The organism is Labrenzia sp. ATLA3 (assembly GCF_057180185.1).
The window spans coordinates 388,711-401,847 of sequence record NZ_JBXUKV010000001.1 but is presented as its reverse complement, the minus strand read 5'-3'; the positions used below and the strand labels follow the sequence as shown (position 1 = coordinate 401,847).

The 13,137-nt window shown below is 58.5% G+C and carries 15 protein-coding genes; 4 read left to right on the top strand and 11 right to left on the bottom strand.

The genetic code is table 11. The annotated features are described in order from the left end of the window. Positions 1-60 precede the first annotated feature (60 nt). Complete coding sequence (locus tag AC2A6O_RS01780) at positions 61-381, top strand: antibiotic biosynthesis monooxygenase family protein (protein ID WP_148584132.1); 321 nt, start codon at positions 61-63, stop codon at positions 379-381. Between the two features lie 127 nt (positions 382-508). Continuing rightward, positions 509-1,363, top strand: a complete 855-nt coding sequence (locus AC2A6O_RS01775) for a GNAT family N-acetyltransferase (protein ID WP_498925494.1) — start codon at positions 509-511, stop codon at positions 1,361-1,363. Between the two features lie 14 nt (positions 1,364-1,377). Here the strand turns inward: AC2A6O_RS01775 and AC2A6O_RS01770 are convergent, their stop codons facing one another. The 3 genes from AC2A6O_RS01770 to AC2A6O_RS01760 all read right to left on the bottom strand — a co-directional run bounded on the left by AC2A6O_RS01770 (position 1,378) and on the right by AC2A6O_RS01760 (position 4,127). Continuing rightward, the gene (locus tag AC2A6O_RS01770) at positions 1,378-2,703 is read right to left on the bottom strand and encodes a GNAT family N-acetyltransferase (RefSeq protein WP_498925493.1); all 1,326 of its coding nucleotides are present in this window, start codon (positions 2,701-2,703) and stop codon (positions 1,378-1,380) included. A 91-nt stretch (positions 2,704-2,794) separates the two neighbouring features. Further along, on the bottom strand, positions 2,795-3,574 hold the full coding sequence (locus AC2A6O_RS01765; protein ID WP_148584130.1) for a glycerophosphodiester phosphodiesterase family protein: 780 nt from the start codon (positions 3,572-3,574) through the stop codon (positions 2,795-2,797). Positions 3,575-3,659: 85 nt separating this feature from the next. After that, positions 3,660-4,127, bottom strand: a complete 468-nt coding sequence (locus AC2A6O_RS01760) for a RidA family protein (protein WP_498925492.1) — start codon at positions 4,125-4,127, stop codon at positions 3,660-3,662. Positions 4,128-4,403: 276 nt separating this feature from the next. Here AC2A6O_RS01760 and AC2A6O_RS01755 point away from each other — a divergent pair, with 276 nt between their 5' ends. Then, positions 4,404-5,276 carry a cell envelope integrity EipB family protein gene (locus tag AC2A6O_RS01755; RefSeq protein ID WP_209001084.1) on the top strand — a complete coding sequence of 291 codons (873 nt, stop codon included), beginning with the start codon at positions 4,404-4,406 and terminating at the stop codon, positions 5,274-5,276. A gap of 43 nt (positions 5,277-5,319) precedes the next feature. Here the strand turns inward: AC2A6O_RS01755 and AC2A6O_RS01750 are convergent, their stop codons facing one another. The 3 genes from AC2A6O_RS01750 to AC2A6O_RS01740 are packed head-to-tail and all read right to left on the bottom strand — an operon-like array spanning position 5,320 to position 7,628. Then, the gene (locus tag AC2A6O_RS01750) at positions 5,320-6,636 is read right to left on the bottom strand and encodes a DNA polymerase IV (RefSeq protein WP_498925908.1); all 1,317 of its coding nucleotides are present in this window, start codon (positions 6,634-6,636) and stop codon (positions 5,320-5,322) included. 31 nt (positions 6,637-6,667) lie between these two features. Then, positions 6,668-7,360, bottom strand: coding sequence for an HAD family hydrolase (locus AC2A6O_RS01745; protein ID WP_498925491.1), 693 nt, complete (start codon positions 7,358-7,360; stop codon positions 6,668-6,670). Beyond that, complete coding sequence (locus AC2A6O_RS01740; RefSeq protein ID WP_006934911.1) at positions 7,353-7,628, bottom strand: DUF3572 domain-containing protein; 276 nt, start codon at positions 7,626-7,628, stop codon at positions 7,353-7,355. Before AC2A6O_RS01740 ends, AC2A6O_RS01745 begins: the two co-directional genes overlap by 8 nt. A gap of 161 nt (positions 7,629-7,789) precedes the next feature. Here AC2A6O_RS01740 and AC2A6O_RS01735 point away from each other — a divergent pair, with 161 nt between their 5' ends. After that, on the top strand, positions 7,790-8,161 hold the full coding sequence (locus tag AC2A6O_RS01735) for a response regulator (protein WP_006934912.1): 372 nt from the start codon (positions 7,790-7,792) through the stop codon (positions 8,159-8,161). 601 nt (positions 8,162-8,762) lie between these two features. Here AC2A6O_RS01735 and rpmG read toward each other — a convergent pair. The 5 genes from rpmG to rnr all read right to left on the bottom strand — a co-directional run bounded on the left by rpmG (position 8,763) and on the right by rnr (position 13,127). Next, entirely contained in the window at positions 8,763-8,930 is a 168-nt protein-coding gene (gene rpmG / locus AC2A6O_RS01730) for a 50S ribosomal protein L33 (RefSeq protein ID WP_055676652.1), read from the bottom strand. A 156-nt stretch (positions 8,931-9,086) separates the two neighbouring features. Next, positions 9,087-9,518, bottom strand: a complete 432-nt coding sequence (locus AC2A6O_RS01725) for an AAA family ATPase (RefSeq protein WP_498925490.1) — start codon at positions 9,516-9,518, stop codon at positions 9,087-9,089. 146 nt (positions 9,519-9,664) lie between these two features. Then, on the bottom strand, positions 9,665-10,411 hold the full coding sequence (locus AC2A6O_RS01720) for an NUDIX hydrolase (protein ID WP_148587245.1): 747 nt from the start codon (positions 10,409-10,411) through the stop codon (positions 9,665-9,667). Further along, positions 10,408-10,878, bottom strand: a complete 471-nt coding sequence (locus AC2A6O_RS01715; RefSeq protein ID WP_498925489.1) for a DUF983 domain-containing protein — start codon at positions 10,876-10,878, stop codon at positions 10,408-10,410. Before AC2A6O_RS01715 ends, AC2A6O_RS01720 begins: the two co-directional genes overlap by 4 nt. Beyond that, positions 10,875-13,127: a ribonuclease R gene (gene rnr, locus AC2A6O_RS01710; protein ID WP_498925488.1), complete on the bottom strand. Its 2,253-nt coding sequence runs from the start codon at positions 13,125-13,127 to the stop codon at positions 10,875-10,877. The genes AC2A6O_RS01715 and rnr overlap by 4 nt, the downstream gene beginning before the upstream one ends. Positions 13,128-13,137 lie beyond the last annotated feature (10 nt).

The following is a 13,137-nucleotide window of genomic DNA, read 5'->3' as shown; positions in this document are numbered from 1 at the left end:
CATATTGCCGGTCACTTAAAAACGTGCCAGCCTCGAAACAAACGGCGGAGGAGGAGAGCCATGCCCGAAATATCAAGCGACCGAGACTGCCAGACCGTCATTACCACCTTCGAGATGACGCCAGGCACCTGCTACGACCTTCTGGACGAGTTGAAGGATGCGTACGAGAGCTTCATTCGCCATCAGCCGGGCTTCATCGGGTCAGGACTGCATGTGAACGATGCGCAGACCCGGATCGCCAATTATTCGCAGTGGCGCCGGCGGGAGGATTTCCTGGCAATGTTGCGAACCCCGGAAATGCGTGAGCGCAATCGGCGCATCAGTTCGTTGTGCAAGAGTTTTGAACCCGTGATGTACGATGTCGCGGAGGCATTCGATTGACCTGACTTGCTTGCCGGGAAATGACGGTTGCGGTCTTTGCTGGCCAGCGCTCTCACTTGCCCGGCTTTTCCGGGGCGGGATTCAGTGCTAGCTTTCGCAAGTCTTTGAATTCCTCCGGAAATTTTCCATGACCTATCAGATTGTCGATTGCCGCTCGTTCGATGCTGCGCAGCTCTGCGATGCCTTGAACCTGGCATTTTCGGATTACGTTACGCCGATGCATTTGAGCGTGGAGGACTTTAGGGAGTTCCAGCGCCAACGCGGCTTTTCTGCAGAACACTCCTTCATGGCTCTTGCGCAGGACGAGATTGCCGCCTTCTGGTTTTCCGGTCAGCCACACCCGGAATATGGCAACAGAGCCTATACCTTGTCCGTCGGGACGAGCCCGTCACATCGCCGAAACGGCTTGTCTCGGCAGCTCCTGGAGGCGGTGATCGAAAAACAGCGGAAGGTAGGTTCGAAAGGCCTTCAGCTTGAGGTCATCACCACCAACGAAAGAGCGGTTTCCGCCTATGAGGCCTTCGGTTTTCACCGTGAGCGGACGCTTGGTGTGTTTCGTCTCGGAGGTACCGGAGCGCTTGCGGCGAAGGGGGGAGACTGGACTGCCGCCAAGATTGGCCTCGACGCGCTGCCACATGACACAAGCGCATTTTTCGACACGTTGCCAACACCCCAGAACAGTTTAGCCGCGCTCCGTGGTCTCAGTCCGGATATTCATCTCGTGGCCGTTCACTGCGGCGACGGTCTTCTGGGCTGGGGGGCAAGTTTTGCAGATGGGGCGGTTGCGCAGATTGCCGTTCACAAGGACCACCGCCGAAAGGGCATCGGCGACGCCTTGCTCAAGGCGATAATGGAAGCCGCGGGGAAATCTGAACTGCGTTTTGTCAACGTCGACGCCGCGACGCAGAGCGCCAATGCATTCCTGCGGCAGGCAGGCGCGGAAGAACTGCTTCAGCAATACGAAATGCAGCTAGGTTTCTGAGCGGAGACGAGAGATCAGATCTCTTGATCAATCTTGCGGAACGGCGCGTGTTCGGCAAGAGCCTCGTTCTCGCGCTCAACGGCAAGGCGCTCCTGTTCCAGATAGTCGGCGACAGCCTGATGCAGCCCTTCATGGGCTATCCAGTGGGCTGAATAGGTGGTTGTCGGCAGGTAGCCGCGCGCCAGTTTGTGCGCCCCCTGTGCTCCCGCCTCTACACGCTTCAGTTTGTTGGCGATGGCAAAGTCGATTGCCTGATAGTAGCACAGCTCGAAATGGAGAAATGGATGATGCTCGGTGCAGCCCCAGTGGCGCCCGAACAACGTCTGTGAGCCGATGAAGTTGAGCGCGCCGGCAATATATTGGCCGTGCCGTTTGGCAAGCACCAGCAGAGTGCGGTCCGCCAGCCTCTCGTTGATCAGTGAATAGAACTTGCGATTCAGATAGGGACGGCCCCACTTCCGTGAACCTGTATCCATGTAGAACGTGTAAAACGCGTCCCAGTGAGCTTCCGTCAGATCGGATCCGGTGACCCACTCCACCTCGATGCCCTCGGCGCTCAGGGCTTCGCGCCGCTCCTTCTTCACGGCCTTGCGCTTGCGGGACGCGAGATCTGCCAGAAAGCCGTCGAAACTGTCGTAGTCGTGGTTTTCCCAGTGAAACTGCTGGTCGGTCCGTTGCAGATAGCCAAGATCTCCCAGAGTGTCCCACTCGGGCTTGGTCAGAAATGTTGCATGAACCGAGGACGCGCCCGAGCGCTGACACACCTGCACCAGACCGGCCGCCAAAGCCTGGAGGCCCGCCTCGCGGTTGACGCCGGCACTCGTCAGAAACCGGCGTCCGGTTGCCGGGGTAAAGGGAACGCTGATCTGCAGCTTGGGATAATACTCACCACCCGCGCGATAAAATGCATCCGCCCAGCCGTGGTCGAACACATACTCGCCCTGCGAATGGCTTTTGAGATAGGCCGGAACGGCGCCGAGGATCTGCCCGCTGCCGTCTTCCAGCAGCATATGCCTGGGCAGCCAGCCGGTCGCTTCGGTGGCGCATCCGGATGCCTCCAGGGCCTCCAGAAAGGCATGAGACAGGAAGGGGTTGAAATCGACTTCCTCGCTGGCTGGTTCGGAACCGCCACCGAGTGCTCCGGAAAGCTCGGCCAATGCCTCGTCTCTCGGGTCCTTCTGCAAGAGCCCCCGCCCGGAAAGTTGCCAGCCCGGGTTGGCCACCTGGTCCCAGTTGGAAGCAGAGACATCCTTCAAGGAAGACAGAATGCGCAAGGTGGCTGTCTGTCCGCCGTCATTTTTCGCCGGGGCGTCGCTGTCCGTGGACCGGGAGGAGGTCATGCGTCAGAAGAAACCAAAGTTTGAAACCATCCTCTTGATGTAGAGCTGGCATTTTGCAGTGCAAGAGGCTGAGGCCATGTGATGGCTAATTCTAAACGGAACGGGCCGCACTCTTGTCCGGGTCAAAGCCCTCGAAAACGATCTGATCGGCGTAACGCCTGGCTTTTTCCCGTTGTTCCGTGGTGCGTACGGTCCAGGACATCAGCGGGACTTTGAACACCGACCGCAGCAGGCTGGGGCCAGCCTTCGGCAGGTCCTTGATGCCATAGGAAACGAAGTGCGGCCGCGTGCGCGGTGCGTGCAGGATATGGCGCAGGATGAAACGGTCGACGCGGCTGTAGCGTACGTAGTCGCGACCAGGCTCGGCACCGTCCGCGACGACGCCGCGCAGCACCGAGGCATTGCGCGCCTTTGCAATCGACAACATGTCCGGATCGAACGACTTGATGCAGGCAGGGCCTTTGTAGTCCGCCACCTGATCGGTGACATGACGTACAAAGTCCATTTGTGCGTCACGCCGCATGAGGGATTTGATCTCGATCACCAACGGCACGCGGCCGTCCACAAGGTCAAAAAGGTCCTTCAGAAGCCAGAGCTTGTCCGTCCCGGTCTTCATGTGGATTTTGGTGAGCTCGGAGGCGGTTAGATCGATGACCTTGCCGCTTCCCTCTGCCAGCCGTTCCAGGGTGTAGTCATGGAACACCAGCGCTTCGCCGTCTGCCGTTTCCTGAACATCCACCTCAATCGCGAAATTCTTGTCGACCGCACGCTGGATCGCGGTCGGCGTGTTTTCGATGACGCCGTTATCGGCATCGTGATAGCCGCGGTGGGCAATCGGGCGGGCGAAGATGGCTTCGAGTTCCGGTGTCATGTCGGCGGGCTCGGTTGATAAGAAATGCCTCACCGGCCGGAATGGCATCGGGAGGGGCAGGGGGGCAAACACCCCCCGCTATCGGTCAGTCTTCGATTTCGAAAATTGCTTCGATCTCGACAGCCGCACCAAAAGGCAGGGACGCGGCACTGACGGCAGAGCGTGCATGGCGGCCTTTATCGCCCATAGCCTCGACCATGAAGTCGGACGCGCCGTTGATCACCTGTGGCTGGTCGGTAAATTCGCTTGTCGAGTTCACGAAGCCCACGATTTTCAAAAGCCGAGAAACCTTGTCGAGATTTCCGGTCGCAGCTTTTGCCTGTGCAAGCAGATTGATGGCGCAAAGCTTTGCCGCGGCCTTGCCTTCGTCGATCCCAAGACCGTCACCCAGCTTGCCGGAAACCTGAAGCTTGCCGTCCGCCATCGGAAGTTGGCCGGAAACGAACAGCTGATTGCCCGTTTTTACGAAAGGCACGTAATTGGCCGCCGGGGCCGCTGCTTCCGGAAGGGTGATGCCAAGCTCGCTCAGCCGGGCTTCGATCGCGCTGCTCATGGGGGGCTCCAAGTTTGAGAACTGTTTGCGTGTCTTGGCGTAATTCGTCTGAGGTGACAAGGTCAAAAAGGGCCAGTTCCAGTAAAAGGAAACTGTGGAGGAGCTTGGTTTCGTATGCCGTGAGCCCCACTTTAGGGCGACGATTTGTGAAATAACAGACCAACGGGGCTTGAGGCAGGGCCGTATATTCGCGGTGGCGGAATGTGCAGTTTGCCGCATAATGTGTGGAACCGGTCCAGGTGGCGTTTCCACCCGGAAAAAAATGAGGTTTTTTTGATGCAATGCGTTTCGAAGTCAGTGTCCTCGACCGTTGGTGCGATCGTTCTTGCCGTCGCGGCTTATGCGGTGCCTGGCACGGCCAGCGCAAATCCGAGCGGCACTGCCGGTTTCAAACTCGTGCCTCATCGTGCCGTTTACGACATGAACCTGGGGGACAGTGAGGAGCAAGCCGGGATTGCAGGCCTGAACGGACGCATGGTCTACGATTTCTCCGGAAGCGCCTGCGAAGGTTACAGCGTCAATTTCCGTTTTGTCACCGAGTTCCAGGACACCGACGGCGGATCCCAGATCACCGATCTGCAAACCACTTCGTTCGAAGAGCCGAGTGCCGAAAGCTACCAGTTCCTGTCCAAGACTTTTGTCGACCAGAAGCTGGTGGAGGCAACCCGGGGGACTGCGCGCAACGGAAAGAAGGTGCGGACCGTCGAACTGAAAGAGCCCAAGGAAAAGTCGCTGGAGATCGGCCGGGAAGTGCTGTTTCCGACGGAACATCTGCTGACGATCCTCAAAGCAGCCGAAGCGGGGGTCCATTTCGTTGCTGCCGATATCTATGACGGAGCTGAAACCGGAGAAAAGGTTTACGCCACGACGACGGTGATTGGCGCCAAGGCTGTCAACGACGCAAAGACCGACGCCGACCATGTGGACGCTCCGCTGTCAGGCAAAAGCTACTGGCCGGTCACCGTGGCCTATTTCGATCCCACTTCTGAGGACGCGACCGGAGAGTTGTTGCCGGTCTACCAGCTTTCGTTCTGGCTGTATGAGAACGGCGTCAGCGGCCACCTGAAGCTCGACTATGGTGATTTCACCATTCAAGGCAAAATGGCGTCTCTGGAGCTTTTCGACGAAACCGAGTGCCCGCAGCAATAACCGGGTCTGGTTATTCGCTTAGAAAAAATCAGTGGCGAGCCGATCAGGTCTCGCCATTTTTCTTGGCTTCCCTGGCCGCTCGCGCCGCATGTGTGAGGCCAAGCTCCACCGCTGAATTGCCGAACTTGTCTCGCAGGCGATCCACGGCAAGTTCCGCATTCTTCCGCCGTTCGGCCGCCTGGTCGAGCAGGTCCCTGGGGTCTGCCCGATCCGCGTTTTCCAGATCGCTGACACCGATGCCGATAAGCCGAAAACGACGACCGTCAGCCTCGATCTGAAGAAGACTTTCGCCCGCTGCGTATATCTTGTCGGCCAACTGGGTTGGGTCGGGAAAATGCCGCGCCCGGGTGATTGTCTTGAAGTCTGCTGTTTTGAGTTTCAGCGTAACGCCGCGTCCTGAAAGCTCGGCTTTCTTCAGTCGAGCCGACACCTTTTCCGCAAGGTTTCTGAGGATTGGACGCAGGGTGTCGACGTTTGAGATGTCCGTGAAGAACGTGGTTTCCGCGGAAACGCTTTTCGCGCCACGCTCGGGCGTGACCTCCCGGCTGTCGTCGCCGTGCGACAAGCGGGCAAGACGCAATCCGATGGAGCCATACCGACGGGCGAGATCCGTCGCCTCCATTTCCTGAAGCTGACCGATGGTGCGGATGCCGTCTTTCTCCAGCTTCTTCTGGAATACCTTGCCGACACCCCATATGCGGCCCACCGGCATGGCGGCCAGAACCTCTTCAGCTTCCGCTGCACCAATTACGGAAAACCCGCGCGGCTTTTCCAGATCGGAAGCGAGTTTTGCCAGAAACTTGTTGGGGGCAAGACCGACGGATGCCGATATGCCGATGTCGGTTTCCAGGTCGCGTATGAAGCCAGCGAGGGTTTCGGCGGGAGTCTTCTTGTGCAGGCGTTCGGTCCCCGTCATGTCTAGAAAGGCTTCATCAATCGACAATGGCTCCACCAAAGGTGTGAGCGCCCGCATGCGTTCGCGGATCTCCTTGCCAACGCTAGCGTATTTCGCCATGTCGGGCTTGATCACAATCGCCTGGGGGCAAGCCTCGAGCGCCTTGAACATGGGCATTGCGGACCGCACACCGTAGATGCGGGCAATGTAGCAGCATGTGGACACCACGCCACGCTGGCCGCCTCCCACGATGACCGGTTGGTCCTGCAGCTCCGGATTATCGCGCTTTTCAATCGAAGCGTAAAAGGCGTCGCAATCAATATGGGCAATGGACAGCGTGTCGAGTTCCGGATGCCTGACCAGCCTCGGGCTGCCGCAACGGGGGCACCGCGTCGCCGAGGGGGCGGGGCGGGCGCCGCAGTCTCGGCAAAGGGTGCTTAAGGTCGGAACGGTTTGGGACACGATGCTGGCAATCGGCTGCGGTGCGGACGGGCAATCAGCCGCTCTGCTGGTTTCGGTTTGAGCCTTGCAGAATAGCGCTGATAAAGGCGGCCGTCTCCTGCCAATCGCCGCTTAAAAGGTCGATATGGCCGGCCATTTCGGTGGCGTTCAGAAACCTGGTATCGGCAATGAACTGGATCTGGACAGCGGACGGCAGCGTCGCGTGGACGGACGCGTGGTTCGTCGGGCTGTCGTCGATGAAGACCACCGGTTCCGGGCGGCCGCGGGACAGGGCCGCGACGGCACCGCCCTTGGGACCAGAATTCGTCAGCAAGGGAAACGAAATGCCAAATCCGGACAGAAGCTTTTCCCGCACGGGCTTGTTGTGGCCACCGGGCAGGTTTGTCAGCAGGATCACGTCCCAGTCCTCTGCCAGTGCATTGAGAGCGTCGCCCGCACCGGGCACCATGTCCTGATGATGGCTGACCTCATCGAAGAACTCGAGAAGAAGCCTGCGAACCTCATCGGATGACAATGGCTGCCGATTGTCCTGGTGGCCGATGTTGCCGGTCAGTCTGTATTCGTATTTCAGGAAAGCCAGATCTCGCGCATGAAGATAGTCTTCCAGATGCGCGATCAGATGCAGAACGACTTCATCGACATCGCAGATGATCAAGGGACGGCTTGAAGCTGGCAGCTTCTGGATCTGGCTCAGAACCTCGGGAAGAACCTGCGTCGGCTCAGGCATAGTCTTCGTCTCCACCGGCGATTGCGTAGCGCGCCGCCGCCATCATTGTCGGTCGTATGCCGGCATTTTCACAAAAGGCAAGCAGGAGCGCCTCGTCCATCATGTAGAACTCCAGCACCCCGGCCAGAAAGCCAGGTTCACCCGCGGCTTCTCGAATCATTTCCGGCCCAATTCCGGAAAATGCGAGAAACCTGCCGATCTGTTCCGGATCCCGGCTGAGTTGCAGAAGGGCTTCAGTGGCAATTCCTTGTGCTTCTTCAACGGACAATGACTTACTCTGCATATTTTTCATTGTGTTTTTTTGCCTTTCTGAAACGATTCCGGGTTAGAAGAAATTTAAAGTGGACCGGGGAAGGGTTCTACCGCGGACTAAATCGTGCTGCGAAGATAAAATGGGACCGGCAAGTTGCCGGGTAAAGGGCCGGACATATGGCAAAATCCGTGTTGATCGTCGAAGACAACGAGCTGAACATGAAACTGTTTCATGATCTGCTCGAAGCGCACGGCTATAATACATTGCAGACCCGGACCGGCATCGAAGCGTTGCAGCTGGCCCGTGAGCATCATCCTGATCTCATCCTGATGGATATTCAGCTTCCGGAAGTTTCGGGACTTGAGGTCACCAAGTGGATCAAGGAAGACGAGGACATCGCGTCCATTCCGGTGATAGCGGTGACGGCTTTCGCCATGAAGGGTGACGAGGAGCGCATCCGTCAGGGTGGCTGTGAAGCCTACATTTCCAAACCGATCTCGGTCGCAAAGTTCTTGGAAACAGTCCGCGCCTATCTTGGCGAAGCATAACGGGCGACCCGGTGCCGGGGTGCAACCGGCAAAGTTTTCCGCAAAGGTTTCACGGTTGAATGGCGCTGCCATCTGCCGAAATACAGCGCGAATCGCAAATCCTCACGCTCACGCGCCGTTCATATTAAGGTTACGGATTTACTAAGACCGCATTGTTCCTGTGCATATTTTGCGGAATATATTGCAATCAGGCAACATTCAGGTAGGGTGACCCGCAGGTCAGGGTTTTCCCTGATCGCCTCTATGGCGCGGCCAAAAACACTTAGGCGTCATAACAGGCAAGAAAGTTTCCCCTCGGAGTGCTCAGGTCCGCCGCATCTCCTGGGTCCGTGGGGCAGGTCGGCAGGGAACCGGCCGAAGAGTGGCCTCCTCGAATGCCGTGTTCCCGCCGACCACTAATTTTTCTGGTGAAAACATTGAAGCAGTGTCAGCAGTCATGCTGAAACTGCTTCGTCGTGGCTTTTCATAAGCAGGCGTCGCCTTGGCAGGCGCGTGTCACGACAGTGAACTGAAGCGGCAAAACTCCAGCAATTCTTTCTGTCAGACATCAAAAAACCCGCCGTTTCCAGCGGGTTCTTGAAAGATCGTCTGAAACCGGATCTTACTTGATCTTGGCTTCCTTGAACTCGACGTGCTTTTTCGCAACCGGGTCGTATTTCTTTTTGACCATCTTCTCGGTCATCGTACGGGAGTTCTTCTTGGTGACATAGAAGAAGCCGGTGTCAGCCGTGGAGAGGAGCTTGATCTTGATTGTTGTCGCCTTGGCCATGGCCTTGGATCCTGTTCTCTGTTGTCGGGCAAAGAGTTCTTGCGGCCAGATGGCTGGCGATGAATCTGCCCCAATGTCTGAAATCAGCGCGCAACCTACTCATCGCAGCGCGAAAGTCAAGCACTTGCTAAGGTCTGGCTGCCTTTTCGAGCCATCTCAGCCATTCTGCCGCAGGGCTGTGAGAGCCTCCAGTGTCGTATCGACCGACTGGTCCACTGTCAGAGCGAAGCTGTCCAGTTGAAGACAGTGTTCCATCCATGGTTCGTAGGCATGATTTTGAACCTCAGACCAGCGGGGAGGAGTCAGCCCATCGATCTCCGGGATCCTGCTCTCGACGCGATTGCGGTGTTCGCGCTCATCCGAACAGACGATTTCGACATTCAATAGTGTTGCCCCGGCAGACTGCGCGGTGTCCGCCCGCATTTGTCTGGAGGCGGCAACCGTGTTGACCCTATCGGTAACGACGTTGTGGCCAAGTTCCAGATTTCCGGCGGCGATTTTGGCAAGGGCAAGATAGCCGGAATCTTCGGGGGCATGGACCTTCAAGGCGCTGCGCCTGAGCGCAGCTTCAACCGCAACCACCCGCAAGAGAACTGCGGGCAGGCTTCGACACAGTTCTTGGCAATGGTCGACTTGCCGACGCCGGGCAAGCCGGAAAGGGAAATCAGGAAGGGCATATCTCGAAATACACCTTCGTGCGCCGTAAGCCCGCGATGCGTTGATCGGAGGTGACCCTAAAGTTCCTGCTTCACGAAGCCGCCCTTGCGGAAGAAATAATACGGTACCGGAGTTGTGGGCAAAAGGTCCGGGTCTTTGGCCAGTCTGCCTTCCAGGTCCGTCAGGATCTTGTTTGTGATCATCGGCAGTTCTTTTTGCCGTGCTTCTTCGATGGTCAGCCAGGCACAATCTTCCAGTTCACCGGACGGCCCCGTACCATCGGGCAACCTGTCGGCAATAGCATCCGCCCAGACGGCCAGAAAACGGGTGTCGAAGCGCCGCGGGCGTTGCGGTGGGGTGATGGCCCTCGCGATCATGCGCAGGCCACCCAGGTCCGGCTGTATGCCGCGCTCGGCAAAAGCCTCAAAGCCGGTACCAAGGCGAAGATTGTTCCCTTGCGTCGGACGGCCAATGAACAGCCCGGCCTCTTCATAGGTTTCCCGAATGGCCGCCAGCGCCAGCGCGCGAACACGCGCGGCCGATTTGGCGTTTTTCAGGTCGCGTCTCAGCTTGGCCTCGACGTCCGGATGATAGGGAAGCACATCGGTAATGCGGGAATCGGAGACATCCACCCGGCCCCCCGGGAACACGAATTTGCCCGGCATGAAGGCATGGCGCATATGGCGGCGGCCCATCAGAAGCTTGACCGGGCCCTGGCCGTCACGGTCCAGAATGAGCAACGTTGCGGCATCTTTGGGACGGATATAGGGGTAATTTCCGGCTTTTTCGTCTTTCGCCAGCTGCTTTTCGAACGAACCGCTCATGTGATCCTTTCGGAAGGAACCGGAATGGGGGGCGTGTCGTCTTCCGCATCCGGGTCGAAACCATGCATGTAAAGCGCCCATTGCAGTCCGATCAGCGCGCCCTTGATCGGCCGCAGCAGCGACAGCGACAGGATCAGCGTCAGCGGCACCCAGAGAGACATATGGATCCACAGCGCGGGATGCCACAACACTTCCACGGCCAGAAGCGCAGGGACGATGATGTGGCCCACAATGGTGATTGTGAAATAGGGCGGTGCGTCGTCAGCACGGTGGTGATGGAATTCCTCACCGCATTGAGTGCAGGCATAGTGCGGCTGAAGAAAGCCTTCGAACAACTTGCCTTCGCCGCAGTTCATGCATCGGTTGCCTGCTCCACGCAGCACGGCCTGCAGAACGTTGCGTTTCGGCTTTTCGGAAGCCGTGTCCGGCGTTTCCAGTTTGTCGTGCAGTTCATAGCGGACCGTCACGAAGACCTCCTTCGACCCTGTTTCTTCGGTGAGGTCTTGCCGCGTCCGCCCTTGGGCGGTCCGCGCCGCACCTTGGGCGCGGCTTTCCGGATGCGTTTGCCGGCAATACTGCCGTGGCTCTGCATCTCGAATGTCAGAGCACCGGCAAAGGGGGCTGCTTCCACCAGCCGGACCTCCACTTGATCGCCAAGTTGGTAGGTCTCGCCGGTTTTGTCACCTATCAGGGCATGCGACCCTTCGTCATAGCGGTAATAATCAAGGCCGATGGTCGAGGCCGGTACGAAGCCGTCTGCGCCAGTGTCCGACAGACGAACGAACATGCCGGACTTGACCACGCCGGCAATCCTGCCCTGGAAAGTCGCGCCGATCTGGTCGCTCATCCAAAGGGCGATCAGACGGTCGATGGTGTCGCGTTCGGCAAGCATGGCCCGCCGTTCTGCGGCCGAGATCTCGGCGCCGATGGCTTCCAGCTTTGTCTCGAAGCCTTCCGGCAGACCGTCCTTGCCAAGCCCGAGCGCGGATATCAGCCCGCGGTGAACGATAAGGTCGGCATAACGGCGGATCGGTGACGTAAAGTGCGCGTAGCGCCTCAGGTTCAACCCGAAATGGCCGATGTTCTGTGGTGCGTATTCTGCCTGGGCCTGGCTGCGCAACACCACCTCGTTGACGAGGTGCGCCTGGGGCGTGTCCTTCACCTTGGCCAGAATGCCGTTGAAGGCGGATGGGCGAAGGCCCCCGGAAGAAGGCAGCTTCATGTTCAGCGTCGACAGGAAGTCTTTCAGGCTTTCCAGCTTCTCCGGCGTCGAGGCATCGTGGATACGGTAGAGCAGGGGTGTTTTCTTCCGCTCCAGCGTTTCGGCGGCAGCCACGTTCGCCTGGATCATGAATTCTTCGATCAGCTTGTGCGCGTCGAGACGCTCCGGAACATAGACATGGTCGACTGTCCCGTCCGGTTTCAGCTTGATCTTGCGTTCCGGCAGATCCAGTTCCAGCGGTTCGCGCGCCTCGCGCCCCTTCTTCAACAGGTCATAAGCTGCCCACAGGGGCTTCAGGACGCCGTCGAGCAGTGTCTCGGTCTTCTCGTCCGTGGTGCCGTCAATCGCCTTCTGGGCCTGCAGATAGGAGAGTTTCGCTGCCGAGCGCATCAGCACCCGGTGGAAAGTGTGCCCGGTCTTTCGGCCGGTCTTATCGAAGATCATCCGCACGCCAAGCGCTGGCTTGTCTTCCTTTTCTCTCAGCGAGCAGAGCTGGTTGGAAATCCGCTCGGGCAGCATCGGAATAACCCGGTCTGGAAAATAGACCGAGTTGCCGCGCAGATTCGCTTCCCGGTCCATGGGAGAGCCGGGCGTGACGTAATGAGCGACGTCCGCGATGGCCACATAGCAAATGTAGCCACCTTCGTTGGAAGGGTCGTCGTCGGCCTCGGCGTAGACGGCATCATCGTGGTCTTTTGCGTCAGGCGGGTCGATGGTAATCAACGGCACTTGCCGCCAATCCTCACGCTTGCCGAGTTTTTCGACCGGCTGTGCGCTCTCTGCCTGCGCCTCGACGGCTGCCGGGAAGACGTGCGGAATGCCGTGCGATTGCAGGGCGATTTCCGAAACCGCCTTTTCCGAATTCATCGATCCGAAGCGCTCGACAACGGCGGCAAGCGGATGGCCATAGCGGCCGGAGCGCGTCACCTGAACGCTGACAAGATCGCCGTCGTCCGCGTCCTTCAGTTCGCGGGCATCGACATCAAGTTCCCGTTGCTTGCGGTCAATCGGTTCGAGGTAGGGCGGGCGGCTGCCCTCCCGTTTCCGGAGAATGCCCAGGATTGCACCCTGACGCTTTTCGAGAACCCGGATGACGCGTGCTACGTGATCTGTTTCAGGGCTGCCCTCGGCCTCTGTCAGGCGAATGAGAGCTCGGTCACCGAGGCCGGGTTGGGTCGCCTTGGTTTTGCCTGTCAGGACAAGAATTTTCGGCGGTGCGCCGATCTCATCATCCCAGTCGACGGGCGTTGCGATCAGCTCGCCGTCCTTGTCGCGTGCGATCAGGTTGGCCACAAAAACAGGCGGCAGGTCGCCCGGACGGATCATGCGCTTGTTGCGCTTTTCCATGAGACCGTCGTCGGCCAGGTCCTTCAGCATCTTTTTCAGATGGATGCGGGCGCCGCCGATAATGCCGAAGTGCCGGGCAATCTCGCGCTTGCCCGCGCGGCCTGGGTTGTCGGCAACAAACGCGAGAATATCCTCGCGAGAGGGCATTTCACCCGGA

Bases quoted from the DNA above. Each gene is read 5' to 3' on its own strand.
- AC2A6O_RS01780 (WP_148584132.1), top strand. From the start codon at position 61: ATGCCCGAAATATCAAGCGACCGAGACTGCCAGACCGTCATTACCACC.
- AC2A6O_RS01775 (WP_498925494.1), top strand. From the start codon at position 509: ATGACCTATCAGATTGTCGATTGCCGCTCGTTCGATGCTGCGCAGCTC.
- AC2A6O_RS01770 (WP_498925493.1), bottom strand. From the start codon at position 2,703: ATGACCTCCTCCCGGTCCACGGACAGCGACGCCCCGGCGAAAAATGAC.
- AC2A6O_RS01765 (WP_148584130.1), bottom strand. From the start codon at position 3,574: ATGACACCGGAACTCGAAGCCATCTTCGCCCGCCCGATTGCCCACCGC.
- AC2A6O_RS01760 (WP_498925492.1), bottom strand. From the start codon at position 4,127: ATGAGCAGCGCGATCGAAGCCCGGCTGAGCGAGCTTGGCATCACCCTT.
- AC2A6O_RS01755 (WP_209001084.1), top strand. From the start codon at position 4,404: ATGCAATGCGTTTCGAAGTCAGTGTCCTCGACCGTTGGTGCGATCGTT.
- AC2A6O_RS01745 (WP_498925491.1), bottom strand. From the start codon at position 7,360: ATGCCTGAGCCGACGCAGGTTCTTCCCGAGGTTCTGAGCCAGATCCAG.
- AC2A6O_RS01735 (WP_006934912.1), top strand. From the start codon at position 7,790: ATGGCAAAATCCGTGTTGATCGTCGAAGACAACGAGCTGAACATGAAA.
- rpmG (WP_055676652.1), bottom strand. From the start codon at position 8,930: ATGGCCAAGGCGACAACAATCAAGATCAAGCTCCTCTCCACGGCTGAC.
- AC2A6O_RS01720 (WP_148587245.1), bottom strand. From the start codon at position 10,411: ATGAGCGGTTCGTTCGAAAAGCAGCTGGCGAAAGACGAAAAAGCCGGA.
- rnr (WP_498925488.1), bottom strand. From the start codon at position 13,127: ATGCCCTCTCGCGAGGATATTCTCGCGTTTGTTGCCGACAACCCAGGC.